Below are 25,648 nucleotides of genomic sequence, written 5' to 3' on the forward strand. Positions count from 1 at the left end.
CCCTGCCCCTGTCCCCCACTCCCTCCGAGGAACGCCACTTCGCGGGCGGCGGTGAGATGGGGGAGCTGGTGCGCTCGCTGGACTGGTCCCAGACGCCGCTGGGGCCTTCACGCGACTGGCCCATCAGCCTGAAGACGATGGTGGGCGTGGTGCTCAACAACCGGTTCCCCATGCTCATGTGGTGGGGCCCGGAGATGATCCAGATCTACAACGACGCCTACCGGCCGGTGCTCGGACACAAGCACCCCGGCTCCCTCGGCGCTCCCGGCCAAGAGGTCTGGAAGGAGATCTGGGACGTCGTCGGTCCCATGGCGCGGGGCGTCCTCGAGGGCGCGCCCGCCACCTGGAACGAGAACCTGCCCCTGTTCATCAACAGTCGCGGGTTCATGGAGGAGACGTTCCACACGTTCTCGTACAGCCCCGTCCCCGACGAACGGGGCGGCGTGGGCGGCGTGCTCGTCACCGTGCGCGAGACGACCGAAGAGGTGCAGCACGACCGGCAGCTGCGCATGCTGCGCGACCTGGCGGCCCGCTCCGCCGACGCCAAGTCCCCCGAGCAGGCCTCCCGCGTCGTCCTGGACGTGCTCGGAGCCAATGACCTGGACCTGCCCTTCGCCCTGCTCTACCTGCTGGGCGAGGACGGTCTCACCGCCCACCGCGTGGGCAGCACCCTGCTGCCCGAAAACACCCTGTCCGCGCTGCCCCTGAAGCAGTCGCTGACCGACGCGGGCGACGCGGGCTGGCCCTTCGCCCAGGCCACCGACACCGGCGAAGCGGTGATCATGAAGGACCTGCCGCGACGCCTGGGAGCACTGCCCGGAGGCCGCTGGAACAGCCCTCCCACGCTCGCGGTGGTGCGCGCGCTGGCGCGGCCGGGCCAGACGCGGCCCCATGGCTTCCTCGTCGGTGGGGTCAGCCCCCGGCGCCTGCTCGACGCGCGCTACCACACGTTCTTCCAGCTCACCGCCGAACAGGTCGCGTCCACGCTCTCCAACGCGCGCGCCTACGAAGAGGAGCGCCAGCGCGCGGAGGCGCTCGCCGCGCTCGACCGCGCGAAGACGGCCTTCTTCAGCAACATCAGCCACGAGCTGCGCACGCCGCTCACGCTCCTGCTAGGCCCCACCGAGGACGCGCTCGCCAGCCCCGCGCGGGCGCTCCAGGGCGACGCGCTGGACATCGTGCACCGCAACGGCGTGCGCCTGCGCAAGCTGGTCAACATGCTGCTGGACTTCGCGCGCATCGAAGCCGGCCGCGTGGAGGCCGCGTATGAGCCCACCGACCTTTCGACCCTGACCGCGGGGCTCGCCAGCGCCTTCCGCTCCGCCGTCGAGCGCGCGGGACTGGTGCTCGACGTCGACTGTCCTCCCCTGCCGGAGCCGGTCTGGGTGGACCACGAGATGTGGGAGAAGATCGTCCTCAACCTGCTGTCCAACGCGCTGAAGTTCACCTTCACGGGCAGCATCACCGTGGCGCAGGGCTTCCACGACGGACACGCCGAGCTGCGCGTCACCGACACCGGCACCGGCATCCCCCCGCACGAACTGCCCCGCCTCTTCGAGCGCTTCCACCGCATCCAGAACGCCCGCGCGCGCTCACACGAGGGCTCCGGCATCGGGCTCGCGCTGGTGCACGAGCTGGTGCGGCTGCACGGAGGCACCCTCACCGTGCGCAGCGAGGTGGACCGGGGCACGACGTTCACCGTGCGCATCCCCGCGGGCTTCGCGCACCTGCCCAGGGAGCAGGTGACGTCCGCCCGGCACCACCGCGCGCCCCTGGCCGGCGCGGACCCCTACGTGCGCGACGCCCTGGGCTGGTTGCCCGGAAGTTCCCCCGCGCTGGGAGAAGACGGCGCGCCCGCGACGCGCGTCGACACCTCCGCGCTGGGGCCGGTGGAGCGCTCGCGCATCCTGCTCGCGGACGACAACGCCGACATGCGCGACTACGTGGGCCGGCTGCTCGGAACCACCTGGACGGTGGAGGCGGTGGCGGACGGCGAGGCCGCGCTCCAGGCCGCGCTCGCCCGCCCCCCGGACCTCATCCTCACCGACGTGATGATGCCGCGCCTGGACGGCTTCGGACTGCTGCAGGCCCTGCGCGCCGACGAGCGCACCCGGCACGTGCCCGTCATCCTCCTGTCCGCGCGCGCGGGCGAGGAGGCGCAGGAGGAGGGCCTGAACGCGGGCGCGGACGACTACCTGGTGAAGCCGTTCTCCACCCGGGAGCTGCTCGCGCGCGTCACCGCGCAGATCACCCGCTCGCGGCTGCGCACGCTGGAGGCCGCGCACTCGGAGCGGCTGGCGCGCATCTTCCAGCACGCCCCCGTGGGCATCGCCATCCTGCGCGGACCGACGCACGTCTACGAGTTCGCCAACCAGAACTACCTGCGGCTCATCGCCCACCGCGACGTGATGGGCAAGGGCATCCGCGAGGCCCTGCCGGACCTGGCGCACCAGGGCATCTACGAGCTGCTGGACGGCGTGTACACGACGGGCGAGCCCTTCATCGGCCGCTCCGTGCGCGTCGTCTTCAACCACGCCCCGGACCACGCGCAGGAGATCTTCTTCGACTTCGTCTACCAGCCCATGAGCGACGCCCGGGGGCAGGTGGAGGCCATCGTCGTCGTGGTCTTCGACGTGACGGAGCTGGCCACCGCGCGGCGCGAGGCGGAGGCCGCCAACCGCGCCAAGGACGAGTTCCTGGCGATGCTCGGCCACGAGCTGCGAAACCCGCTGGCGCCCATCCTCACCGCGCTCCAGCTCATGCGCCTGAGGGGCGACACCGCCGCGGAGCGTGAACGCACGCTCATCGAGCGGCAGGTGACGCACCTGGTGCGGATGGTGGACGACCTGCTGGACGTCAGCCGCGTCACCCGGGGCAAGGTCACCCTGAAGCGCGAGCGCACCACGCTCACCGACGTGTTGGCCAAGGCGATTGAACAGACCAGCCCCCTCATCGAGCAGCGCCAGCACATGCTGGAGGTGGACCTGCCCGAGCACGGCACGGACCTGGACGGGGACCCCACGCGGCTGGCGCAGGTGTTCGCCAACCTGCTCACCAACGCCGCGAAGTACACCGAGCCGGGCGGCTTCATCGCGGTGACGGGTTCGCGCGAGGGCCAGGAGCTGGTGGTGAGCGTGCGCGACACCGGCGTGGGCGTCGCGCCGGAGATGATGCCGCGCGTGTTCGACCTCTTCGTGCAGGAGCACCAGGCCCTGGACCGCTCCCAGGGCGGGCTCGGGCTGGGGCTCGCCATCGCGAAGAGCCTGGTGACGCTGCACGAGGGCTCCATCAGCGCCCAGAGCGCGGGCCGTGGACGCGGCAGCACCTTCACCGTGCGCCTGCCCGCGCTGGAGGCGCGCGTCCCCGCCGCGCTGCCCGCGCCGCAGCCCGGGGCCCTGACGCCCCAGGAGCCCGTCGCGGTGGGCGCGCGCGTGCTCATCGTGGACGACAACAAGGACGCGGCGGACGTGCTCTCCGAATCCCTGGCGTTCCTCGGCTGCGACACGCGCGTGGCCTACGACGGCCCCAGTGGCCTGGAGGCCGCGAAGGGCTTCCGCCCCGAAATCGCCCTGCTGGACATCGGCCTGCCGGTGATGGACGGCTACGAGCTGGCGCGGCTGTTGCGGCAGCAGGAGGAGCCCCGCGCGATGAAGCTGGTCGCGGTGACGGGCTATGGCCAGGAGTCGGACCGCCTGCGCTCCAAGGCCGCGGGCTTCGACGCGCACCTGGTGAAGCCGCTGCACTTCGAGACGCTGGAGACGCTGCTCAAGGACCTGACGGGAGCCTGAGCCAGGGCCGTCTCCCTGGCGGGCAACCGGGCGTAAGCGACGTCCGCCAGGGGACGGCCCGGAGCAGGAAGCCGGGCCCGGAGGGAGCGAAGGCCTTATGCTCCGGCCCGACATGGCCACCGTTCCCGCGCCTTCCGCCAACCTGGCGGACGGCGGACTCTTCTGCGAGCTGTATTGGGGCACCTCCCTGGCGGAGGCCTGGAGCTATGGCCCCGAGCTGCGCCAGGTCCACGCCGCGCCCGACGAGACGGCCCCCCTGCCCCTCTACGGCTTCACCCTGCCGGAGGAGCCCTTCCTCCTGGCCGAGCGCACCGCGAAGGGCTGGCGCATCCATGTGCCGCCGTCGGCCCACGTGGAGAAAAGCCTCAAGGGCGATGACTTCCACACGGTGGGCCCGGAGGAACTCACGGGCGCGCCCGGCCGCATGTCGCTGGAGCTGCGCGAGGGCATGACGCTGCGGCTCGTGGAGGGAGAGCTGCGGCTGCTCGTGGCGCCCTCGGTGGTGAAGGAGCGCGCGGACCGCTTCCGCGTGCGCGACGTGGCGTGGATCATCATCGCGGCCCTCCTTTTTCTCAGCGCGCCCATCGCCTTCCTCACCATGGGGCCGGATCCGCAGCGCATCGCCGCGAGCAACGCGCGCGCGCTCCAGTCCGCCCACGACAAGGAGGAGGCACGGCGCAAGGCGCTCGGGTTGGATCAACCGATGAAGCCGCTGTCCGCCGAGGAGAAGGCCACGCGCCAGCAGGACGGCGGCGCGCGCGTCACCGTGCCCGCGAGCCTGGGCGTGCAGTAGGCGTCTCGTGGCGTCTGGGGCCGCGTCAGGGCCCCAGTCCCACCCACACCTCGCCGTCCTCGAAGAACTCCTTCTTCCAGATGGGGACATCCTGCTTGAGCCGCTCGATGGCGTGCTCGCAGCCCCGGAAGGCCTCCTTGCGGTGCGCGGACGCCGCGGCGATGACGACGGCCAGCTCGCCCGGCACCAGCGTGCCCACGCGATGCACGATGGCCAGCTGCGTGCCCGGCCACTGGTGGGCGACCTCCTGGCCAATCTCCGCGAGCTTCGCCTCCGCCATGGGCGCGTAGGCTTCGTACTCCAGCCGCAGCACGCGCCGGCCCTTCGTCTGGTTGCGCACGGCCCCGGAGAACGTCACCAGCCCGCCGCGGGACTCGCCCGCCACCGCGTCCACGACCTCCGCCAGGACGAGCGGCCGGTCCACCACCGCGAAGAGGCCCGGCGAGCCTCCGGCCACGGGCGGAATCAGCGCCAGCTCCGCGTCCTGGGGCACGGGGGCATCCGCCCCCACGAACTGCTGCTGCACCGCCACGCGCAGGTGCGGAAGCAGCGGCGTCAGCGCCGGGTGCCGCGCGGCGAGCAGCGCCAGCACGTCCGACACGCGCGCCCCTTCGGGCACGTCCAGGGACTCCCGCGACACGCCCGCGCGCTCGCGGGCCGCGGCGAAGTACAGCACCGTGACGGACATGGCTTGAAGGTCCTCCTGGGCTCCCGACCGGGAGCCCCGCGTTCCAACACGAAAGCAGGGGCGCTTCGCCGGGCCCGCCCAGTCCGGCCTGACGAACCTTCGCGGACTAGCGCTCGCGCAACACGACGCGGCCCTGGAGCCGGCCCCCACCCTCCGCCGGGGCGAAGTCGAGGAACCCGTATTCCAGTGGGGTGAGCCGCTCCAGCAGCGCGCCGACGAAGACCTGGCTCGCGAGCAACTGTCCCTGCCCCACGCCCGGCACCGAGCGCGCGCCCGCGAGGTCCGAGCGCAGCCGGCCCAGGTCCACCATCAGCGACAGGTGGCCCGGACCGAACGCATCCCCGCCGAAGCGCGTGCGCAGCGTCGCGCCCACGTCTCCCGTCTCGCGGCCGGAGAGCACCTCGCCCGCCTCCAGCGTGGCGCGCTCCGGGCTGAGCGAGAGCGTCACCGGCTGCTCCTGGAGCCGCGTGCGGAAGCGCGTGGTGCTGCCCTGCGTCTCCTTCTGGAAGACGAGCCCGTTGTCCTGCAGCTGCTTCTGCACCAGTTGGAGCACCGGAGGCAGTGACGTGAGCCCCGCCTCCATCACCACCGTCCCCTTGGGGGCCGGGCGCTGGTCGCGGATGAAGCTCTTGAAGAAGGCCGCCGCGTCGAAATAGACGAGCATCGCCACGTCCCCGCGCAGCGCCTTCAACAGCGCCTCCGCGTCCAGCCCCTGCGTGCGCCAGCGCTCCAGCGTCCGCTGGCGCCGGGGAGAATCCGGCGAGCCGAACACCAGCCGCGCCAGCTCCTCCGGGGGCACGGACAACTGCGCCGCCGCCACCGGCCCCGCCGCAGCGCGCCCGAGCAGCGCCGAGGCCGGGCCCCGCGCCGTGCCCAGCAGCGGCCGGGACGACGACAGGAACCCATCCAGCTCCGCCTGATCCGCCTGCACCGCCAGCGAGCCGAAGAAGCCGCGCACCGGCATGTCCTCCTTCTCCGCCTCCGGCACCGGCGGCGCGGAGAAGAGGAACACGCTGCCGTCGCGCACCTTGCCGCGCAGCTCGGCCAGCAGCGCGTTCTCCGACACGCCCGGCCCCGACAGCGCCTCCACCCGGCGGCGCACGACGTTCACGTCCGGCGACTCCACCGCCAGCGCCTTCACCGTCTCCCCGGGCTCGGGCGCGTCCGGGGAGTCCGGCACCGCCAGGTACACGTAGCCCCGGTCCGCGAACAGCAGCATCGAGCGCCCGCCGTCCACCGGATCCACGCGCGCGCTGCCGTCCTCCTGGGGCAGCACCCGGTGGCCCGCGCCACGCAGCTCGCGCGAGACGGCCTCCAGCGCCGCGCGCATGTCCGTCACGCCCAGGAGCGCCACCACGCCGTCGAAGTCCGGCAGCAGGAAGAAGCCGAAGCCCTCTTCGGGATCCACCACCGTGGGGCCCCCCGCCAGGCTGCGCAGCAGCAGCGGCACCAGCGGCGCCTCCTCCAGCGTGCTCCGCGCGTTGCGCGAGCCGACCAGCCGCTCGTAGAAGTCCACCAGCCCCTCCACGTTGCCGCGGAGGCGGGGCACATAGAGCACGGTCTGCGCATCCTCGGGCACCGCGCGCAGCACCGGGCGTGGCACCACGGTGAGCACGACGCGGGCCAGCTCCTTCTCCCCGTCCAGCGCGCGCACCGTGTAGCGGCCCGCCACGTCCCACGCGTGGCGCACGCCCGCCGCCGTCCGGGGCGGCGTTCCGTCACCAAAGTCCCAGGTGACGCTGGGCGCCTTCGCGTTCTGCGAGCCGAAGGACTCCGGCACGCCCGCCTCCAGCGTCCGCTCCGGGCCCAGGTCGGGCCTCACGCTCCGGCAGCCGGGGGACATGAGCCCCACGGCGACCGTCAACAGGAGGAGCGGTAGGAAGGACGGGAGCGCGCGGGGACGGGACGCCATGGGCGTTCCGTTAGTAATCCAACGCCAGACCGAACATCCAGCGCCGGCTGCCCAGGTTCAGTCCGGCGCCGCCGAAGTTGTTCACTTCCGCGTAGGTGTACTCGGCGAAGAGGTACGAGTGGTTCACGCCCAGGTCGGAGTCGAAGTCGCGCGCGAAGCGCGGCTCCAGCACGTCCAGGAGGAACGACACGCCCGCGGTCGCCGCGTAGCCCCACTTGCCGCCCTTGCCCGTGTCCAGGCCCACCACCTCGGTGGAGCTGCCCTTGGTCATCCACCACGGCGAATAGACGAGCCCCAGCTTGCCGTACGGCACCAGCGGCACGCCCCATTTGAAGGCCGCGTAGTCGAACTTGTAGAAGGCGTTCAGTTGGAGGGGCAGCACCTTCAGGGCCGCCTTGTCCGCCGCCTCGCCGCCTCCGTCCGCGAGCACCGCGTTCGCGTACTTCTCCCCGTAGCCCACCGACAGGCCCAGACCCGCCGTGCCGATGCCCTGGTAGAAGAAGCGCTGCAGCTCCAACTCGACGAGCAGCAGCGACTCATCCCCGAAGGTGTTCTTGTACGGGGTGTCGGTGAGGCCCTTCTCGTAGTCGATGCGCGGCTTGTAGCCGCCACCGCGGAAGATGATCGCGCCAGTGCGCGGGGAGCGCGTGGGGATCGTCACCTCCTGCGCCACCGCCGGAACCGCCAAGAGAAGCGCCGCGACTCCCAGGCCCACTGCCGTGCTGCTCATGACACCTTCCTCCGAGACGAAAGCCAGATGCCCAGCGCGGCCAGCACCGCGCCACCCGCGAGGCCTCCGCCGGTCGAAGCACAACCGCCCTGTTCCTGGCCGTTGGCGTCCTTGTACGCGTCGAACAACCCATTGCTCTTCACGGGCGTGCCTTCCACCACGGCGGAAGCCTCGCTCACGTTGCCCGCCTCATCCTCGAGCTTCGCCCGGATCCGGTACGTCACTCCGTTGATCAACCCGGTCGCCACCACGTTGCCTTCGCCCGCCGCCTTGTTGAAGCGGAGCGTGGGACCCTCGGACTCCCCCACGGGGGTGGTGCCCGCGTCGGCGTCCGTGCCCGCGTCGGCGTCCGTGCCCGCGTCGGCGTCCGTGCCCGCGTCCTCCTCCGGGATGCCAGCGTCCGCCTTCAAGATGGCGTTGAGCTCGATGATGACGTTGGAGTCTTCTTCCACGTTGTCCACCTGGACCGACAGCGCCGAGTCCCGGGCGATGACCTTGCCAATCGAGGGCGCCGAGGGCGCCTCCGGGTCATAGGTCAGCGTGAAGGCCGGTGCCCCGATGCTGGAGTAGGTCGCCGAGCAGGTCTGGAGGACGGAGTCCGAGATGGTGGGCGTGATGGCGCACAGCTTGAAACTGACCTCCTTCTCCTGCGTGGCGCAGGTCGGCGCCCCTGTCTGCCTGGCCAGTACCTGGCTCATGGAGAAGCTCACGACCCCCGAGGTCGTGGTGTTCCCCGTGACGGTATCCAGGGTCAGGTCCGTGGCCACGGGTGCCAACCCCCCGCAGCTCCCAGAGGTGACATAGAGGTAGACGGTTCCTCCGTTGCACAGGGTCCCGGTCCGGCTCCAGCTGAAGCGCAGCGTCGTGGTGCACTCATCCCGGGACGTGACCACCGTGTTGTTGTTGGAGGTGGACGTCGTGGTGAAATTCACCGCCGTCCCCGTCTGGGCCACGGCCGGGAGGGCGAAGAGCAGGAGGGCGACAAGAGGAAGGCGCATGGATGGGTCGGAAGGCTAGCAAGCGCGGGGCCACCGACAACCCCCGTCCGGATGGCCCGTTCAGCAGCAAAAGCCCCGGGTTCGCGCGCCAAACAGACACGCTGTCCCCAGGGGCCGTGCCAAATTGTCAGGAGGGGCGTTCGGTGAGCTTGAGGCCGGCTTCCACCAGTTGGGCGGCGGCCCGGCCGGCGTTGTCCACCGACGCGAAGAGGGTCACCCACTCCGGGGCCTGGGGAAAGGCGCGCACCCGTCCCACATGGATGGCGGGGTCGGCCATCACCAGCATGGGCATGGGGTAGATGCGCTCGCCCGGGGCGTCCAGCACCTTGAGGGACGGGGACGTCTTCAGCGCGGCGCGCACCTGCTCCACCGGGCCGGGCTTCTTGAGCTGCACGTTCACGGTGAGGCCGTGGCCGTGGAAGGTGGGCACCTGCACGGCGGTGCCGGCCAGGACGGGCACCTCGCCCAGGGCGGCGAACAGGCGCGCGGCCTCCAGCGTCCAGCCGCCCTCCTCCTCCGTCCAGGGGGAGTTCACCATGAAGCCGCCCACCTGGGGCACCAGGTTGAAGCCCACGCGGTGGGGGAAGGCCTGGGGCTCCGGCTCCCGGCCGGACAGCAAATCCGCGGTCTGCTTCTCCAATTCGGAGATGCCGCGCACGCCCGCGCTGGAGGCGCCCATCAGCGCCGTCACCTGCGCGCGCACCACGCCGAACGCGCGGCGCAGGGGCTCCACCAGGTGCACCGTGGCGCTGGTGACGATGCCCGGCAGGCACACCACCCGGCCCTTGAAGGTGAAGCCCGGCCCCAGGGCCTCGGTGTTGAAGCCCGGAAGCACCAGGGGCACGTTGCCGTCGCTCCGGAAGGCGTTGCTCGCGTCCACGACCCAGGCGCCCGCGGCCTGCGCGGCCGGGGCCAGCGTGCGGGAGGCCTCCGCGGGCGTGGCCAGCAGCACCAGGTGGATGCCCTTGAAGGCATCCGGCGAGGCCAGCTCCACCTCCAGCGTGTCCTCGCCGTACTCCACCTCCAGGCCCTTGGAGCGCTCCGAGCCGAAGGCCCGCACCTGCTCCATGGGCACGTCGCGCGCGTACAGCGCGGCCAGCACCTCGCGGCCCACCACGCCCGTGGCACCCACCACCGCGATTTGAAGGTTCTCTTTCATGAGGGCTCCTTTACGCCACCGCCCCCAGGGGCGCGAGCACGACGCGCGGGGCCCTTCTGAAAAGCGGTCAGTCTTCCTTGAGCCGCGACGTGGGCGCGGGGCCCGGCAGCGGCGGGAACTTGGGGTTGCGCTCCGGCTCCGACGCCCGGACGTAGTGCGGCTCCAGCGCGAACAGGGCCTGCATCGAATAGGCGTCCGGCAGCCGCGCCAGCCGGCCCACCTGCACCGCGGACGGGAAGGCGGGCCCGGACAAGAGCCGGTGGGGTGACACCCCGTGCTTCTCCAGAGCCTGCCGGTAGTCCGTCAGCGCCGGCCCCAGCGCCACCGCCTCGGGTTCGGCGGCCATGCGCTGCGCCACCTCCTCCGGCGACATGGCGGTCTCCGGCGCCAGCGCCTCCACGGCGTGGCCCGTGCGGCGGTAGGCCCCCAGGTAGAGGTCATCCCGGCGCGCCACGGCGAGGCAGAACAGCGGCACGCCCTCCGGCCCCTCCAGCGCCACCGCCGCCAGCGACGACGCGCCGGCCACCTTCAGGCCCGTGGCGTACGCGAGCGACTTCACCGTGGCGAGCCCGATGCGCAGGCCGGTGAAGGACCCTGGCCCCAGGCCCACCGCCAGCCCTTCCAGGTCCGTCAGCTTCAGGCCGTGGCGCGCGAGCAGCTCACCGACGACGCCGGGCAGGGCCTCGCTCTGCTTCTCCGGAGGAAGCACCACCACGTGCTCCACCGTGCGCACGTCGTCCCCCTGGCGGTCCACCAGGGCGAGCGACAGCGTCAGCGTGGAGGTGTCCAGCGCGAGCAACACGGGCAACGTCCCTTCCTTCGTCTCTCAGGCCGGAATGGCCCACAGGTCCAGCGGCACTTCTGACACGCGCACGCCGCACCGGTACAGCCGCACGCGCGCCAGCCCCTTGTCCAGCATGCCCAGGGTCTTCGCGGCGGCCTTCGACAGGTCGATGATGCGACCGTCCACGAAGGGGCCGCGGTCGTTGACGCGCACCTCCACCTGGCGGCCGTTCTCCATGTTCAGCACCTTCACGCAGGAGCCGAAGCGCGCCGTGCGGTGCGCCGCGGTCATCGCGTTCTGGTTGAACTTCTCCCCGCTGGCGGTGGGCCGGCCATGGAGGCCGGGGCCGTAGAAGGACGCGAGGCCCTCGCCCAGGTAGCTGCCGGGCATCTTCTCCCTGCGGGTCACCTTCGGGTCGTCCTTGCCCGAGCCCGATTCCGTCTCCGGGGGCTGGGGCTTCGTCGCGCGTGTCGCGCAGCCTGCGAACAGTCCCATCCCCATCAGCAGGAGCACGGTGCGTCCTCGCATCATCACCTCTTGGTTAGCGGGTCACATCGTTGGTCACGGCCAGCAGCATCAGCAAGATGAGCAGCGCCAGACCCACCATGTTCGCCACCTCGCGCACGCGCACGGGGATGGGGCGGCGGCGGATGCCCTCCCACGCGGCGGACAGCAGGTGGAAGCCATCCAGCACGGGGATGGGCAAGAGGTTCATCACGCCCAGGTTGATGGAGATGATGGCCATCAGGTTGAGGAAGCTGTCCATGCCCTGCTCGGCGCTCTTCGCGGCGAGCTGGTACATCATGATGGGGCCGCCAATCGTGCTGGGCGACACCTTGCCCACCACCAGCCCGCCCAGCACCTGCACCATCTGCCCGACAATCTTCGGGACGATGAGCGCGGCCTCCTTGAAGGCGGCCGCCGGGCCCAGGTCGATGGTCACCTTCTCCACCGGCGGCAGGTCCGCGCTGCTGTAGCTCCACGGGCGCACGCCGAACACCAGCGGGGCGCTGGTCTGACCGTAGTCGTCGCGCGTCTTGAGCGGCGCCTGCGCCAGCTTCTCCGTGCGCTCGCCCTTTTCGCCGCGCCACGTGAGCGTGAAGGGCTGCGCCTGCAGGCCGTTGAGCACCGTGGCCAGCTTGTTGAAGGACTTCAGCGGCGTGCCGTTGATGGCCACGATGCGGTCTCCCGGCTGGATGCCCGCGGCCTCCGCCACGCTGCCGGACGCCACCGTCGCGACGTAGAGGTCCACCGCCTCGGCGCCCAGCGCCGAAGGGCCTTCTCCGGCCTGACGCGGCAGGGTCACCTGCTTCACCTCCGGCACCCGGCCGGAGACGGCGCCCACCGCGACGGGCTGGAGGCGCGCGACGCTCAACGCCAGCGGCGTGCCCTCCGCCACCTTGGCCACCTCGCGGTACAGGGCCGCTTCGTCCTGCACGTGCACGCCGTTGACGGACAGCACCCGGTCAAAGCTCTTGAGGCCCGCGTTCGCCGCGGCCGAGCCCGCGAGCACGCCCACCACCGGCGGCTGCGGATAGGGGCTCACGCCAATCATCCCGCGCTCGACGGTGTCCACCGGGGACACCTCCGAGCTGCGCTCCGGCGTCACCTGCACCACGCGCTCCTGGCCGTCGCGCTCCAGGGTGATGGGCACGGGGCGCTCGAACCGGCCGACGAACGCGTCGCGCATGTCGTCGAAGGTGCGGACCGGCTCGCCGTCCACCTTGAGGATGCGGTCTCCGGGGCGCATGCCCGCGGCGGCGGCGGCCATGTCCGGCGACACCATGCCCACGCGCGTGGACAGCGTCTCCTGGGGGCCCAGGAAGACGAAGAAGTACACGAAGATGGGGAACACCAGGTTGAAGGCCGGGCCCGCGAGCACGATGAGGCCGCGCTTCCAGGGGGGCTGCGCCAGGAACCCGCGCGCGGCCTCTTCCGGCGGCAGCTCCTCGTGGGGCAGGTCACCCGCCATCTTCACGTAGCCGCCCAGGGGCAGCAGGGCCACCTGGTATTCCGTCTCACCCTTGGTGAAGCCGATGATCTTCGGCCCGAACCCGATGGAGAACTTGAGGACCTTCACCCCGCAGGCCTTGGCCACGAGGAAGTGGCCAAGCTCGTGCACCGTCACGAGCACGCCCAGCAGGAGGATGAAGAACCCGAGGTTCTGGAGCATGGGCCCAACAGTAATCGCGCCCACCGACCTGGACAACGCGCAACGACGGGCGCGCGGCAGACGGGCAGGCGCGAAAACGGGCACTTACGGCAACAGGTGCCTCACGAACTGCACATAGACGAACACCAGCGGCGCGTTGAACACGAGCGCGTCGATGCGATCCAACACGCCGCCATGTCCGGGAATGAGCTTTCCGGAGTCCTTCACGCCGTAGGCGCGCTTGAGCATGGACTCGCACAGGTCGCCCACGGGGCCCAGGAGTCCACCGAAGAAGCCCAGCAGCACACAGTCCCACACGGTGAACACGGGAAAGAAGAAGCCCCGGGCGATGAACATGCCCAGCACCGAGCCGACCATGCCGCCGAAGAAGCCCTCCCACGTCTTGTTCGGGCTGACCGCGGGGTAGAGCTTGTGCTTCCCCAGGAAGCGGCCCGCGAAGTACGCCAGCGTGTCGTTGGCCCAGGTGATGGTGAGCGCGCAGATGACCCACGCGAGGCCGTGCTCCGGCAACAGCCGCAGCGCGGACAGCGCGGTGAGGCCGATGGCGCCGTAGAGGAAGCCCGTCACGAGGTGCGCGGCCCGGGTGGGAGCCTCCGCGAGCGCGCCCCGGAACAGGTTGTAGATCCACGCGAAGAAGAAGAAGACGGATGTCACCCAGAAGGCCGTCTCGCCCGTGCGCGCGGCGTCCTTCAGGGGCAGCAGCGGCATGAGGAAGGCGGCGGCCATGCCCACCCAGGCGGCGGCGCCCAGGCGCTTCTGGGTGATGAGGTAGTACTCGCCGGTGCACACGGCCGCGGCGGCGCCGAGCAGCACCGCGCTGTACCACCCGCCCAGGAACAGCAGCAGGAGCACCAGCGGCAGGAGGGTGATGCCCGTGAGGATCCGGATGAGGAGGTTCTTGTTCTTCTCGTTCACGCCTTGGCCCGCTGGGGTGTTTCGTCCCGGTTCAGCTGGGCGGACGTCAGCCCGAAGCGCCGCTCGCGGCCCTGGTACTGCGACAGGCAGCGCAGGAACTCTTCGGTGCGGAAGTCAGGCCAGAGGGCGTCGGTGAAGCACAGCTCGGCGTACGCCACTTGCCAGAGCAGGAAGTTGGAGATGCGCTGTTCGCCGCTGGTGCGCACCACGAGGTCCACCGGGGGCAGCCCGGAGGTCCACAGCCGCGACTCCAGCTCGTTCGCGTCCAGGTTCGCGGGGTCCAGCTCGCCACGGGCCACGGACTCGGCCAGGGAGCGCGCGGCGCGCAGCAGCTCCTCGCGGCCGCCGTAAGAGAGCGCCAGGGTGAGGACCATGCCCGTGTTGTGGGCGGAGTCGGCCATCAGCCGCTCCAGCGGTTCCTTCACGTAGCGGGGCAGCTTCTCCACCTCGCCGATGGCGTTGAGGCGGATGCCGTTGTCCAAAATCTCCGCGCGCTCGGACTCCAGATACTCGCGCAGGAGCTCCATCAGCCCGGCGACCTCTTCAGCGGGGCGGGCCCAGTTCTGGGAGGAGAAGGCGTAGAGGGTGAGGGCCTGCACGCCCACCCGGCGGGCGGTGCGCGTCACCTCGCGGACACTCACACTGCCCTCGCGGTGGCCCTCCAGGCGCGGCTGGCCCCGAAGCTCCGCCCAACGCCCGTTGCCGTCCATGATGATGCCCACATGGCGCGGGAGAGGCCGGGCCTTGACCTGGACCTCGAGAGGGGTGGGCAACACGGTGGGGCGATCCATGAAGCCGCGCACCCTAGCGGCGGCGCCGCGTCGCGTCCACGGGCGCGTGGCCGGCCGGTCCCCCTCCCCCGCTGGCCGGTCGCCTGCCGGGGTTGAACGGTTCATGACGGGACACGGGGGCCGGCTAGAGTGGTCTTCCATGAAAACTCCTCATGCCTTGCCCTCTTTCCGGCTGCTCGGCGGCCTGCTGGGCCTGTGCCTTTGCGGGGTGGGTCCGGCCTTCGGGCAGGCGGGGGGTCCTTCGGCTCCGGCGGCCTCCAGGGACTACTTCACGGCGGCGATGGCGGAGACGGCCCGGCTCCATGACGACCTGGAGTACGAGCAGGCGCTGGCCGCGGTGACGCGGGCGAAGCGGTTGGCCCGGTCCGACGCGGAGCGGGCTGCGGCGGCCCTCTATGAGGGCATCGTGTTGGCGGACATGGGCCAGCGCGATGCGGCGATGGCGTCGTTCCGGGCGGGCCTGAGGCTGACGCCGGACGCGAAGCTGCCGGTGAAGGTGTCTCCCAAGGTGGAGGGCGACTTCGAAGCGGTGCGCGCGGAGGTCCAGCGCGAACGACCGGTGATGGCGGCCCCGGTGCCGGCCCCGGAGGTTCCGCCCCGTCCGACGGATGCGCCCGCGCAGCGAACGGTGGAGGCCCCTCCGCCGTTGCCCTCGCGGCCTGTCGCCTCCGCGCCCGTGACTTCGCCCGGCGTGGACCTGAGGGTGGATGCGCAGCGGACCCAGGTGCGGCGGGTGCCGGCGCTGTCGTGGGTGTTGCTGGGCACGGGTGTGGCGGCGGGAGGCGCGGGGACGCTCTTCGGGCTCCAGTCGCGCGGCAACGTGAACTCCGCGCGCGAGGTGGCGTTGGACTCGTCCGTGGACGGACACCTGGAGGACGCACGCGGTCAGGCGGTGGTGGCGAACGTCCTCTTCGGCACCGCGTTGGCGGCGGCGGCGGGCGCGGTCACGGCGTACTTCCTGAGCGAGCCCACGGTTTCGGAGGTCGCGCCGTGAGGGCCTGGATCGCGGTGGCGGTCGGAGTGTGGCTGGGCGTGGGCTGCACCGTGCCGTCTGCGGAGCAACTGGCGGTGGAGCGACTGTGCGCGGGACGGGGGACACAGACCCTGGATGGCGTGCTGCGCGCGGATCCGAAGGCGTGCGACCGCGGAATGGAGCTCACGGTCCAGCTCACGGGCTTCAAGCCAGGCTGCGTCCGCGTGACCGTGGGAACTCCCGATGGCTCCCGAAGCGCCTCCACCCTCGTCAGTGGCAGGCCTTCCACGGCGGCGGCGAGAAACACCCTCCGCGTCGGAGTGCAGTTGTCCGAAGCCTGGGAGGGCAACCTCCGACTCGGTGCGGAAGCCTTCGAGCAGACCTGCGACGCGGTCGCGGTGACGAAGAGGTCGCTTGATGCCGCCCCAGCGGCGAAGGGACGCGTGAGCCAGGTTCGACTGGAACTGGCGGCGCTCGATGCGGACGACGACGGATATGTCGCCACAAGCAGCGGAGGCACCGACTGCAACGATGCGAACCCCGCCATCCATCCGGGAGCCATGGAGCGCTGCGACGGCGTGGATGACAACTGCGTCAACGGCGAAGAGGACGCCATGGATGGACGGACCTGGTACCTGGATCAGGATGCGGACACATACGGGGGCTCCGTCATCCAGGCTTGCAAGCAACCGGCCGGAGCAGTCAGCGAAGGGGGAGACTGCGACGACACGAATGCAGCCATCCGGCCAGGCCAGGGGGAACTCCGCTGTGACGGCAAGGATGACAATTGCAATGGCTTCACCGATGAGGACTTCAACACCGGGAGCAACTGCATTGCCGAGTTTCAATGCAGTGGAACCAGGGTATGTGATGCGAGCCCGTCCCAGGCAAGCTGCCAAAGGACACAGGAGCCCATGCGGTGGTTCATTGACGAGGATGGCGACGGTCGTGCAGGAGCAGATGTGGGGCTGGGTTGCACGCCTCCTGTAACCGGCGCAGTCTCGACAAATGCAGACTGTGACGAAAGCTCCGTCTTCGTAGCGACCGGGCTCGCCGAAGTCTGCGACCGACTGGACAACAACTGCTCCGGAGGCGTGGACGAGGGCTGTGGACCCCTACAAAGGGATGTGTACACGGGTGTCCAAGGGACCACGGGTTTCAATTCGATTGCCACATACGAGCTGGGTCAGAAGGCCTGGGTCGTGGGGACGAACAAGCTTGTTCATCTGTTCGATACGACCGCGAGCAGCCGGGAGTATTCCGACAGCTCTTGTCAGAGAGACTGGAAGGCTGCCTGGGCCGCCCAAGACGGTCGCGTCTTCATCGTCGGTGCGAACGGATGGCTGTCGACCCGTTTGCCCAATTTGGATGCGCCGTGTTTCACCCCCCAGGCGACCGGCGCTCCAGCCTTCACGGGTGTCACGGGAATTAATGACCCCAATGTCGGCGCTACGGTCTATGCCGTGGCAAACACCGGGAAGATGTTCCGCTGGTCGCCTCCGTACAATGCCTCAAGTGACCTCCTGGAGATCGCGGATGCTCCCGCCAACCTCCGAGCGGTGGATGGCCATCGCACCGCCGACACACTGCTCGCCGTGGGTGCCTCGGACGCATCGGGCAGCCCGGCGGCGTTTCGTTTCAGCCCCGCGGAGGGGGCATGGATCCAGGAAGACCTGGGCGAAGCCGCCAACGGCTCCGGATTCCTCAGGGGTGTCGATGTGGTGGACGCGCGGCAAGCCTACGCCGTGGGGGAAAAAGGTCTCGTGCTGAGGCGCGATCGCGGGGGGTGGAGCATGCTGCCTCGCGTGACGAACACAGTCGGCGCATTCGTGACCTTGACGGATGTCGTCGCCTACAGCCGTTCCGCTGTCTACGTTTCCTCTTCCGAAGGAAACATCCACTTCTTCAACGGAACCACATGGCAGGTGGTCTACGAGGGCACCAAGGCCCTCATGAGCATGGACGGACCTCTTCCGACCCTGATCTCGACCGCTGGCGACAACAACACCGTGCTGCGATTCCACCCCTGAAGCCATCCACCTGCCGCGCCGGGCCTCACCTGCCCGGCCCGTGCGTTCACTCCGCCAGCAGGTTGAGCTTGAAGACGTTGTCCTGTCCGGCCTTCACCTCGAAGGTCCGCCGCACGTCCTTCTTCAAGTCACCGTTCACGACCCGCACCTGATGCACCCCCGCCGTGGTCTCCACGGCACCGAACGGCGTCTGTCCCAGGTTCCGTCCATCCAGGAACACCGTGGCGTATGGACGGATCCGGAACTCCACCCGCCCCCTGGCCACTGGCGGGCGCGGCTTCATCGGTTTCCGGACGCTGCCCGCATCCGGCGTCATGGGCGCCACTTCCGCGACAGCGTCCGTCGACCCCGCCTCGTTCGCTGGAGCACCCGCGTCCGTTTCCGGAACGCCTGCGTCCTCGCTCCCCGCATCCGTCACGGCCACCAGGGCGACCGAGGGAACAGAAGGCGCCTTCGGCACCCCGTCCGTGGGCGTCGGGTCCTTCAAGGCCGCATCGCCCTTCACCCCGGGCGTCACGGGCTTCGAGTCCGAACCGAGGACGACCCAGCCACCCACCGACACCAGCGCCCCCAGCGCCACGACCGAGGCCACCAGCACCCCACGTCGCGAAGCGGCTTTGCCCACCGGGCTCGCGGGCACCGCGGCCTCGGCAGGCACGGAAGCCGGCGGAGCCGCCAAGGGTCGCGCGGGCGACGACCCTCGCGCCAGGACATTGCCTGCGGACGGCGTCGCGGGATCGGTCGCCGCATCGGGGGCCCCCAGCAGGTCCTCGGGCGCGCTCGCGGAGTTCCGGGCGCGAACCGCGTCCTTCCCGGCCCACGCCGTGCCCTCGCGGACAGGCATCGGCGTGGTCAACGCCTCCGCCGCACGCGGCGCCTCCTCCATCTGCCGGGGCTTCACCTTCCCCGGCTCCTCCGCGCCCAGGACCGCCGTCTCCCGCGCCTTCGCGTCCACGCGCGCGGGCGTGGGCGTGGGCGGCACCGAGGCGTTCTCCGTCACCTGTGCCACCAGCCGGGCAATCTGGAACGCGCCCACCGGCTCACCCAGCGACAGCACGAACCGCTCCAGGTCCGCCTGCAGCTCGCGGCAGTCCGGGTAGCGCTCCTCCCGGTCCTTCGCGAGCGCCCGCTCCAGGATGCGCTGCATCGCCGGGGGCAGGTCGGGCCGGCGCTCCACCGCGGGCACGAAGGGCTCGAAGAGGATGGCCTGCATCATGCCCACCTCCGTCGCCGCCTCGAAGGGGCGCCGGCCGGTGAGCAGCTCGTAGAGCACCATCCCCAGCGCGTACACGTCCACGCGCGCGTCCATGTTCCGGGCCTGGAGCTGCTCCGGGGGCATGTACGCGACCTTGCCCTTCACCACGCCCGTCTGCGTGCGGTGGCTCTGCCCCGCCACCTTCGCGATGCCGAAGTCCACCACCTTCACCGCGCCCTGCCGGGACAGCAGCACGTTCTCCGGGCTGATGTCGCGGTGGACCAGCCCCAGGGGCGCGCCCGTCTCCGGGTCGGCCAGCTCGTGCGCGAACGCCAGCCCCTCCGCCGCGGAGGCCACCATCTTCGCGCACAGGGCCGCGGGCAGCGGCACCTTCTGCTCCGTGGAGCGCTTGATGAGCCGGCGCAGCGTGGGCCCGTCGATGTACTCCATCGCCAGGAAGTAGCTGCCGTCGGCCTCGCCGAAGTCGAAGATCTGCACCACGTTCGGGTGGTCCAGCTGCGCGGCGAGCTTCGCCTCGCCCAGGAACATCTCCACGAACGCCTCATCCTCCGCCAGGTGCGGCAGGATGCGCTTGAGCACCAGCGTCTTCTCGAAGCCACGCGGCCCGGCGGCCTTGGCGAGGAACACCTCCGCCATGCCTCCCGAGGCGAGCTTGCGAACGAGCTGGTACTTCCCCAATTGCATTGACGGCGAGCTTTCCCACGGTTTTCCGGAAAAGTGAAACGACCTTGAGGGTCGAGCGTCCGCCGGCCCGCAAGGTGTGTGCGGGTGTTTGACCCTGAGGTGACGTGCTCCGTAGGATCCGCGCTCCCATGCCCCCCAAGGCCATTGGTCCCTACCGCGTGTTGGAGACGCTCGGCAGTGGCGGGGCCGGGACCGTTTATCGGGCCCGGGACCGCCGCACGAACGACGAAGTCGCGCTGAAGCTCCTTTCGACGGGTCCGTCCCTGGACGACCGCGCCGCGCGGAGACTCGTGCGCGAATTCGAGACCCTCGCGGACCTTGCCCACCCCAACGTCGTGAAGGTCTTCGAGGCCGGCGTCCACGAGGGCTGGCCGTACCTGGCCATGGAGCTCATCGAAGGGCTCACCCTGCGCCACTACCTGGACGTGAGCGCGGGCGAACTGCACTCCGCCACGCCGCTGTCTCGCGCGCCGCTGTCCATCCGCCGCACCGAGGACGACGACTTCGGCAGCGTGGACGGCCCGGACGAGGACGCGGACGACGACTCGGTCGTGGACGACGACGAGGACGGCACGTTCGGCCTGAATGCCTTCGCGGAGGAGGCCCCCAGCGAGGATCTGGCCAGCTTCCACGGCGCGGGGGAGGACTCGGATTCGGACGACCTTCCGGTGGATCCGCGCCGCGACCTGGCGCGCAAGCCGGCCGCCAAGGCGCACGCCGCCCCACCGCGCATGGCGGACCTCAACCGCCCGGAGCGCATGGGCCGGCTGAAGGACGCGATGCTCCAGGTGTGCGAGGCGCTGGCGTACATCCACGGCCATGGGCTGGTGCACCGCGACCTGAAGCCGTCCAACATCATGGTGGACGACGACCGGCAGGTGCGGCTGATGGACTTCGGCCTGGCCAAGTTCCTCGCCGACGACGCGGGCATCACCGCGGACGGCAAGCTCGTGGGCACCTACCGGTACATGGCGCCGGAGCAGATTCTCGGGGAGCCGCTGGATGGGCGCTCGGACCTGTACAGCCTGGGCGTCATCCTGTACGAGCTGATCAGCGGGCGTCCGCCGTTCGACGCGAAAACGCCGCACGAGCTGTGGCGCCAGGTGCTGGAGACGGAGGCACCGCCGCTGCTCGCGCTCAACCTGCATGGCGACCCGCAGCTCGCGCGCGTCGCCCATCGCCTCATCCGCAAGGAGCCGGACGACCGGTTCCAGACGGCCGAGGAAGTCTACGAGGCCCTCTCCGAGTGAGCACCGCGACGACGCACACCCTCACCGTGGACGCCGCCAAGGCGGGCCAGCGCGTGGACCTGTTCGTGGGAGAGGCCCTGGGCCTGTCCCGCGCGCGCATGAAGCGCCTCTTCGACGAGGGCCAGGTGCGCGTCAACGGCCGCCCCGCGAAGAAGGGCCTGATGGTCGCCGAGGGCCAGCAGATCACCGTGACGGTGGAGGAGACGACGCGCGAGGCCGTGCCCGACGCGGACTTCCCGCTGGTCATCCTGCACGAGGACGCCTCGCTGCTCTTCGTGGACAAGCCCGCCGGCCGGGCCTCGCACCCGCTGCAACCGGGCGAGACGGGCACCGTCGCCAACGCGCTGGTCTCCCGCTACCCCGAGTGCGCGCAGGCCTCCCAGGATCCGCGCGAGGGTGGCCTGTGCCACCGCCTGGACGTGGAGACCTCCGGCGTGGTGGCCGCGGCCCGCACGCGCGAGGCCTGGACCGCCGTGCGCGAGTCCTTCAGCCAGCGCGCCGTGGACAAGCGCTACATCGCGCTGGTGACGGGGCCGCTGGCGGATGAAGGCGAGGTGGAGGTCCCCCTGCGCCACCACCCGCGCCACCCGGACCGCGTGGAGCCCGCGCCCCACGGCGCCGAGGATGCCCGCGAGGCGCTGTCGCACTTCCGGGTGCTCGGCCGTTCGGGGGACTACAGCCTGGTGGAGGTGAAAATCCTCACCGGGGTGCTGCATCAGGTGCGCGCGCACCTGGCGGGCATCGGCGCGCCGCTCGTGGGGGACGCGCTCTACGGAGGCCGCGAGGCGCCGGAGCTGGGCCGCTTCTTCCTGCACGCCCGCTCGCTCACCGTGCCCCATCCCGTCACGAAGCAGCCCGTGCGCGTGGAGAGCCCCCTGCCCCAAGACCTGGTGGCGGAGCTGGGGCGGCACGGCCTGACGTTTCCGGCGCCCGAGGTTGGGGCCGGGGCCGGGGCTATTCCCCCATCACCTTGAGGATGACGCGCTTGCGCCGCTGGCCGTCGAACTCCGCGTAGAACACCTGCTGCCAGGGGCCCAGGTCCAGCTTGCCCAGGGTGACGGGAATCATCACCTGATGGTGGACGAGCATGGATTTGAGGTGGGCATCCCCGTTGTCCTCCCCGGTGCGGTGGTGGCGGTAGTCGGGGCCGGAGGGCGCCAGGTGCTGGAGCCAGTCCCAGATGTCCTCGTGGAGGCCGGGTTCGTCGTCGTTGACGAAGACGCCCGCGGTGATGTGCATGGCGGACACCAGCACCATGCCCTCCTGGATGCCGCTCTTCTTCACCAGCGCCGCCACGGTGTCGGTGAGGCGCACCAGCTCCCGTCGGGACTTCGTCTCGAACCAGAGGTATTCGGTGAGGGTCTTCATGGGCCGCACTGTCAGAGGGGGCCACTAGAGTGACTCACGCCATGCGAGCCATCCTCCACGTGGACATGGACGCCTTCTACGCGTCCGTCGAGCAGCGCGACAACCCGTCCCTGAGGGGCAAGCCCGTCATCGTCGGCGGGCATGCACAGCGGGGGGTGGTGGTGGCCGCCTCCTACGAGGTGCGGCCCTTCGGCGTGCGAAGCGCGATGCCCATGGCGCGCGCGGTGAAGCAGGCCCCCCACGCGGTGGTGGTGAAGCCCCGCTTCTCCGCCTACGCGGAGGCCAGCGAGCAGGTGTTCGCCATCTTCGAGCGCTACACGCCGCTCATCGAACCGCTGTCCCTGGACGAGGCGTTCCTGGACGTGACGGCGTCGGTGGGGCTGTTCGGCGCGGCGGCGGACATCGCGAAGCGGATCCGCAAGGAGATTGCCCACGAGCTGAACCTGCCGGCGTCCGCGGGCATCGCCACGGCGAAGTTCGTGGCGAAGATTGCCTCCGACCTGGCCAAGCCCAACGGCCAGCGCGAGGTGCGGGCCGAGGAGACGGTGGCGTTCCTGGCGGGGCTGCCGGTGTCGCGGCTGTGGGGTGTGGGGCCCAAGACGGAAGAGGCGATGAAGCGCGCGGGGCTGTCCACCATCGGGGATGTGGCGGCGCGGGAGCTGGGGTGGCTGGAGGAGCGCTTCGGCTCCAGCGGCAAGCACCTGTGGGAGCTGTCGCACGGCATCGACGCGCGGGACGTGGTGCCGGACCGGGCGGCCAAGAGCGTGGGCGCGGAGGACACGTTCGAGGAGGACCTGACGGGCCTGGAGGCGCTGAAGCCGCACGTGCACGCGCAGGCGCTCCGGGTGGCGCGGCGGCTGCGGCGGGCGTCGCTGAAGGGCCGCGTGGTGCAGCTCAAGCTGAAGTTCGCGGACTTCACGCTCATCACCCGGCGCACCACGCTGCGCGAGGCGACGGACGACGGGCAGGTGCTCTACCGCGCGGCGCTGGAGCTGCTGGAGCGCGCGCACGAAGGCAAGCCGATGCGGCTCACGGGCGTCAGCGTGCAGTTGGACGAGGACGAGGCGCAGCTCGGGTTGTTCCCCGCGGCGGTGCCGAAGACGTCGAAGCTCAATGAAGCGATGGACCGCATCGCCGCGCGCTTCGGGAGCAAGGCCATCACCATGGCGGACATCGCGGGCGCAGAGGCGCCGGACGACGATGACCACCGCTCCGAGCGGCCAGTGGAGAAGCCGAAGCGGTAGGGGCGCGAGGCATCAGCGCCCTTCTGCCTGCTTCGGACATCCGGCGCAGCGAAGCCGAAGCGCTGAAGCAGCGCTCCGGCCCCTTGATGACTACCCTTCGCCGCCGTTGGAACCGGAGGACGACGCTGGACGCTCCGCGCCCGAGCCGCCCTCACCGCTCCCACCGCCGGTGCGACGGCGACGACGACGGCGGCGCTTGCGGCGGGGGCCTTCCGCGTCCGCCGCGCCACCACTCGCGCTCGCGCGCTGCGGGGGCACCTCTCCGGACTGCCACGCCTCCAGCGCCTCGCGCCCTTCGCCCGTGGCCTCCACCGTCATCGCGAAGACGGCCAGCGCCTCGTTGAAGAGCGGGTGGCGACGGAAGGCGCCCGTCTTCTTGCGGCGCTCCCCGGACAGCGTGCGCTGCATCAAGAGCAGCATGCGGCAGCGCTCGGCGATGCGGCGCGGCAGCCTCGCGGCCTCCACGAAGCCCGCCAGCAGGTCCTCGATGACGTGCGCGACGGACGCGCGGCTTTCGTCCTGCGACTCCTCCACCGGCTGCGTGCGGCCAATGGGCACCAGCAGCGTCGCCAGCAGGATGGCGTCGTCCAGCACCTCGCCCGCCGACACGCGCTTATCCAGCGCCTGGGCGAAGGCGTAGAAGGTCTTCTCCCCTTCCTTGCCGTTCTCCCGCAGGTACTCGTCCACCGGCGGCAAGAGCAGCTTCAGCGCGTCCAGCGCCGCCAGCAGCTTCAGCGCCGGGGCGGACACGCCGCCGCGGATGAGCCGGAACGTCTCTTCCAGGAGGCGCGCGGGGGCGCAGCGCGGCAGGTCCTCCACCGCGCCTTCCATCGCCGCGTACGTGCGCGACTCGATGTCCAGGTCCAGCTTCGCCGCGAAGCGCACCGCGCGCAGGATGCGCACCGGGTCCTCGCGCATGCGCACTTCCGGGTCGCCGATGGTGCGGATGAACCGCTCGTCCAGGTCGCGCCGACCGCGCACGTAGTCGATGACCCGACCTTCGGCCGCGTCGTAGAACAGCCCGTTGATGGTGAAGTCGCGGCGGCGCGCGTCCTGCTGCGCGGTGCCGAAGACGTTGTCGTGGGTGATGAGCAGGTCCTCACCCGACGCCTCGTCCGTCGCCGCGCCCGGAGCGGGCTCCAGCTCCGTCGGGTTCGCGCGGAAGGTGGACACCTCCACGATCTTCCCGCCCTTGAAGTACACGTGCGCCAGCCGGAAGCGCCTTCCGATGAGCCGGCAGTTGCGGAAGATGGCGCGCACCTCGCCCGGGTGGGCGCTGGTCGCCACGTCGAAGTCCTTGGGCTTCTTGCCCAGGAGCAGGTCGCGCACGCAGCCGCCCACCAGGTACGCCTGGTGCCCGTGCTGGTGCAGCCGCAGCACCACCTTGAGCGCGTCCGGATCCATCTCGTCCGGGTCGATCTCCGCCGGCTCGCCGGTGCGCGTGGTGGTGGGCGCCTGAAGCTCCGGCTCGTTCGCCGCGGGCTCCGGCTCCGGCTCCAGGATGACGGCCTCGGGCTCCTCGGCCTCGTCGCCCGCTTCGGCGGCGGCCTGGGCGTCCTCGGCCTCCGCGGCCTTCAGGGCCTCGGTGGCGCGGCGGATTTCATCGCTCACCTCGGGGTCGACCGGGCCGGCGTCCTCGGTGTCGTCGTCGTCATCGAAGCCTTCGTCGTCCCCCGCCTCCGCGGAGAAGGAGGGCTCGGTGCCGTTGTCGGAAGGGGCCTCGGGGGCCCGGGCTTCAGGTTCACTGGGACGCGCGGAGGAGTCCGCCGGCTCGGTGGCCGCGGTGCGCTCCTCCTGGCCCGTCAGGTCCAGGGGGGAAGACATAGAAGAAACCTCGTGCGCGGACCCGGAGGACTCCACCGCTGCCGCCTCAAAGGAGGCCTCTCCGCGCGCGTCGTCTCCGGGCGCGGCTGGCAGCGTTCCGCCTGGGGGCGGGGGATGGGTCGGGTCTCGCGTCATTCGCCTCGGAAGGGCAGCCGTCTATCACGCATCCTCCCACCCATGGGGGTTGCGCTTAAGGACATTCTTCAAGGACGTCCAGGGTCCATCAGGGCCCCCCTGCCCGCCCGCCGGACTCCGGGTGTCCTTCCGGTGCCTGGGTCGTCCCGGGGCGCCCCGCTGCCCGCGAAGGGCCCCCTGCCAGGGGTAACAG

At 70.9% G+C, this 25,648-nt stretch carries 20 protein-coding genes; 7 read left to right on the forward strand and 13 right to left on the reverse strand.

Annotated features, from left to right (window positions below):
* Both D7X74_RS19630 and D7X74_RS19635 read left to right on the forward strand, forming a co-directional pair.
* Positions 1-3,788, forward strand: a 3,788-nt coding sequence (locus D7X74_RS19630) for an ATP-binding protein (RefSeq protein WP_370450777.1), incomplete at its 5' end; no start/stop codon positions are given.
* Between the two features lie 112 nt (positions 3,789-3,900).
* Complete coding sequence (locus D7X74_RS19635) at positions 3,901-4,581, forward strand: hypothetical protein (RefSeq protein ID WP_120534528.1); 681 nt, start codon at positions 3,901-3,903, stop codon at positions 4,579-4,581.
* Positions 4,582-4,606: 25 nt separating this feature from the next.
* On the opposite strand, the gene D7X74_RS19640 is transcribed toward D7X74_RS19635, so the two are convergent.
* The 10 genes from D7X74_RS19640 to uppS form a co-directional block, all read right to left on the reverse strand.
* Positions 4,607-5,269: a molybdenum cofactor biosynthesis protein MoaE gene (locus D7X74_RS19640; RefSeq protein ID WP_120534509.1), complete on the reverse strand. Its 663-nt coding sequence runs from the start codon at positions 5,267-5,269 to the stop codon at positions 4,607-4,609.
* A gap of 106 nt (positions 5,270-5,375) precedes the next feature.
* Positions 5,376-7,181: a PKD domain-containing protein gene (locus tag D7X74_RS19645; protein WP_120534510.1), complete on the reverse strand. Its 1,806-nt coding sequence runs from the start codon at positions 7,179-7,181 to the stop codon at positions 5,376-5,378.
* 10 nt (positions 7,182-7,191) lie between these two features.
* Positions 7,192-7,911 (reverse strand): MXAN_2562 family outer membrane beta-barrel protein, encoded by a 720-nt coding sequence (locus D7X74_RS19650; RefSeq protein WP_120534511.1) that lies wholly within the window; start codon positions 7,909-7,911, stop codon positions 7,192-7,194.
* Positions 7,908-8,909, reverse strand: a complete 1,002-nt coding sequence (locus D7X74_RS43055) for an MXAN_2561 family MXYO-CTERM-anchored protein (protein WP_158622258.1) — start codon at positions 8,907-8,909, stop codon at positions 7,908-7,910. Before D7X74_RS43055 ends, D7X74_RS19650 begins: the two co-directional genes overlap by 4 nt.
* Positions 8,910-9,036: 127 nt before the next feature.
* Positions 9,037-10,068: an aspartate-semialdehyde dehydrogenase gene (locus D7X74_RS19675; protein ID WP_120534516.1), complete on the reverse strand. Its 1,032-nt coding sequence runs from the start codon at positions 10,066-10,068 to the stop codon at positions 9,037-9,039.
* A gap of 67 nt (positions 10,069-10,135) precedes the next feature.
* The gene (gene tsaB, locus D7X74_RS19680) at positions 10,136-10,870 is read right to left on the reverse strand and encodes a tRNA (adenosine(37)-N6)-threonylcarbamoyltransferase complex dimerization subunit type 1 TsaB (RefSeq protein WP_120534529.1); all 735 of its coding nucleotides are present in this window, start codon (positions 10,868-10,870) and stop codon (positions 10,136-10,138) included.
* Positions 10,871-10,894: 24 nt separating this feature from the next.
* The gene (locus tag D7X74_RS19685; protein ID WP_120534517.1) at positions 10,895-11,380 is read right to left on the reverse strand and encodes a septal ring lytic transglycosylase RlpA family protein; all 486 of its coding nucleotides are present in this window, start codon (positions 11,378-11,380) and stop codon (positions 10,895-10,897) included.
* A 13-nt stretch (positions 11,381-11,393) separates the two neighbouring features.
* Positions 11,394-13,025, reverse strand: a complete 1,632-nt coding sequence (rseP, locus tag D7X74_RS19690) for an RIP metalloprotease RseP (protein ID WP_120534518.1) — start codon at positions 13,023-13,025, stop codon at positions 11,394-11,396.
* Between the two features lie 84 nt (positions 13,026-13,109).
* Complete coding sequence (locus D7X74_RS19695; RefSeq protein ID WP_120534519.1) at positions 13,110-13,940, reverse strand: phosphatidate cytidylyltransferase; 831 nt, start codon at positions 13,938-13,940, stop codon at positions 13,110-13,112.
* Entirely contained in the window at positions 13,937-14,731 is a 795-nt protein-coding gene (gene uppS / locus D7X74_RS19700; protein WP_120534530.1) for a polyprenyl diphosphate synthase, read from the reverse strand. The genes D7X74_RS19695 and uppS overlap by 4 nt, the downstream gene beginning before the upstream one ends.
* A gap of 139 nt (positions 14,732-14,870) precedes the next feature.
* Between uppS and D7X74_RS19705 the strand changes: the two genes are divergently transcribed.
* Both D7X74_RS19705 and D7X74_RS19710 read left to right on the forward strand, forming a co-directional pair.
* A complete protein-coding gene (locus D7X74_RS19705) occupies positions 14,871-15,725 on the forward strand; it encodes a tetratricopeptide repeat protein (protein WP_120534520.1) in 855 nt (284 codons plus the stop codon).
* Positions 15,722-17,734 (forward strand): putative metal-binding motif-containing protein, encoded by a 2,013-nt coding sequence (locus tag D7X74_RS19710; RefSeq protein ID WP_120534521.1) that lies wholly within the window; start codon positions 15,722-15,724, stop codon positions 17,732-17,734. The genes D7X74_RS19705 and D7X74_RS19710 overlap by 4 nt, the downstream gene beginning before the upstream one ends.
* Before the next feature lie 46 nt (positions 17,735-17,780).
* Here D7X74_RS19710 and D7X74_RS19715 read toward each other — a convergent pair whose 3' ends face one another.
* Positions 17,781-19,634, reverse strand: a complete 1,854-nt coding sequence (locus tag D7X74_RS19715) for a serine/threonine-protein kinase (RefSeq protein ID WP_120534522.1) — start codon at positions 19,632-19,634, stop codon at positions 17,781-17,783.
* Between the two features lie 128 nt (positions 19,635-19,762).
* Here D7X74_RS19715 and D7X74_RS19720 point away from each other — a divergent pair, with 128 nt between their 5' ends.
* Positions 19,763-20,884: a serine/threonine-protein kinase gene (locus D7X74_RS19720; RefSeq protein WP_120534523.1), complete on the forward strand. Its 1,122-nt coding sequence runs from the start codon at positions 19,763-19,765 to the stop codon at positions 20,882-20,884.
* Positions 20,881-21,858 (forward strand): RluA family pseudouridine synthase, encoded by a 978-nt coding sequence (locus tag D7X74_RS19725; RefSeq protein WP_120534524.1) that lies wholly within the window; start codon positions 20,881-20,883, stop codon positions 21,856-21,858. Before D7X74_RS19720 ends, D7X74_RS19725 begins: the two co-directional genes overlap by 4 nt.
* On the opposite strand, the gene D7X74_RS19730 is transcribed toward D7X74_RS19725, so the two are convergent.
* A complete protein-coding gene (locus tag D7X74_RS19730) occupies positions 21,839-22,252 on the reverse strand; it encodes a secondary thiamine-phosphate synthase enzyme YjbQ (RefSeq protein ID WP_120534525.1) in 414 nt (137 codons plus the stop codon). The two genes, D7X74_RS19725 and D7X74_RS19730, sit on opposite strands and share 20 nt — an antisense overlap.
* Positions 22,253-22,293: 41 nt before the next feature.
* On the opposite strand from D7X74_RS19730, the gene dinB reads away from it, so the two are divergent.
* On the forward strand, positions 22,294-23,496 hold the full coding sequence (gene dinB, locus D7X74_RS19735; RefSeq protein WP_120534526.1) for a DNA polymerase IV: 1,203 nt from the start codon (positions 22,294-22,296) through the stop codon (positions 23,494-23,496).
* A gap of 90 nt (positions 23,497-23,586) precedes the next feature.
* On the opposite strand, the gene pcnB is transcribed toward dinB, so the two are convergent.
* Positions 23,587-25,320, reverse strand: coding sequence for a polynucleotide adenylyltransferase PcnB (gene pcnB / locus D7X74_RS19740; RefSeq protein ID WP_120534527.1), 1,734 nt, complete (start codon positions 25,318-25,320; stop codon positions 23,587-23,589).
* Positions 25,321-25,648: the final 328 nt, after the last annotated feature.

The organism is Corallococcus sp. CA047B, from assembly GCF_003612065.1.
Lineage (GTDB): Bacteria > Myxococcota > Myxococcia > Myxococcales > Myxococcaceae > Corallococcus > Corallococcus praedator.

Coding starts and splice junctions, on each gene's coding strand:
- D7X74_RS19705 (WP_120534520.1), top strand. CDS start 14,871: ATGAAAACTCCTCATGCCTTGCCCTCTTTCCGGCTGCTCGGCGGCCTG.
- D7X74_RS19730 (WP_120534525.1), bottom strand. CDS start 22,252: ATGAAGACCCTCACCGAATACCTCTGGTTCGAGACGAAGTCCCGACGG.
- D7X74_RS19685 (WP_120534517.1), bottom strand. CDS start 11,380: ATGCGAGGACGCACCGTGCTCCTGCTGATGGGGATGGGACTGTTCGCA.
- uppS (WP_120534530.1), bottom strand. CDS start 14,731: ATGGATCGCCCCACCGTGTTGCCCACCCCTCTCGAGGTCCAGGTCAAG.
- D7X74_RS43055 (WP_158622258.1), bottom strand. CDS start 8,909: ATGCGCCTTCCTCTTGTCGCCCTCCTGCTCTTCGCCCTCCCGGCCGTG.
- D7X74_RS19645 (WP_120534510.1), bottom strand. CDS start 7,181: ATGGCGTCCCGTCCCCGCGCGCTCCCGTCCTTCCTACCGCTCCTCCTG.
- D7X74_RS19715 (WP_120534522.1), bottom strand. CDS start 19,634: ATGCAATTGGGGAAGTACCAGCTCGTTCGCAAGCTCGCCTCGGGAGGC.
- D7X74_RS19720 (WP_120534523.1), top strand. CDS start 19,763: ATGCCCCCCAAGGCCATTGGTCCCTACCGCGTGTTGGAGACGCTCGGC.
- D7X74_RS19675 (WP_120534516.1), bottom strand. CDS start 10,068: ATGAAAGAGAACCTTCAAATCGCGGTGGTGGGTGCCACGGGCGTGGTG.
- rseP (WP_120534518.1), bottom strand. CDS start 13,025: ATGCTCCAGAACCTCGGGTTCTTCATCCTCCTGCTGGGCGTGCTCGTG.
- D7X74_RS19640 (WP_120534509.1), bottom strand. CDS start 5,269: ATGTCCGTCACGGTGCTGTACTTCGCCGCGGCCCGCGAGCGCGCGGGC.
- D7X74_RS19635 (WP_120534528.1), top strand. CDS start 3,901: ATGGCCACCGTTCCCGCGCCTTCCGCCAACCTGGCGGACGGCGGACTC.
- dinB (WP_120534526.1), top strand. CDS start 22,294: ATGCGAGCCATCCTCCACGTGGACATGGACGCCTTCTACGCGTCCGTC.
- pcnB (WP_120534527.1), bottom strand. CDS start 25,320: ATGTCTTCCCCCCTGGACCTGACGGGCCAGGAGGAGCGCACCGCGGCC.
- D7X74_RS19650 (WP_120534511.1), bottom strand. CDS start 7,911: ATGAGCAGCACGGCAGTGGGCCTGGGAGTCGCGGCGCTTCTCTTGGCG.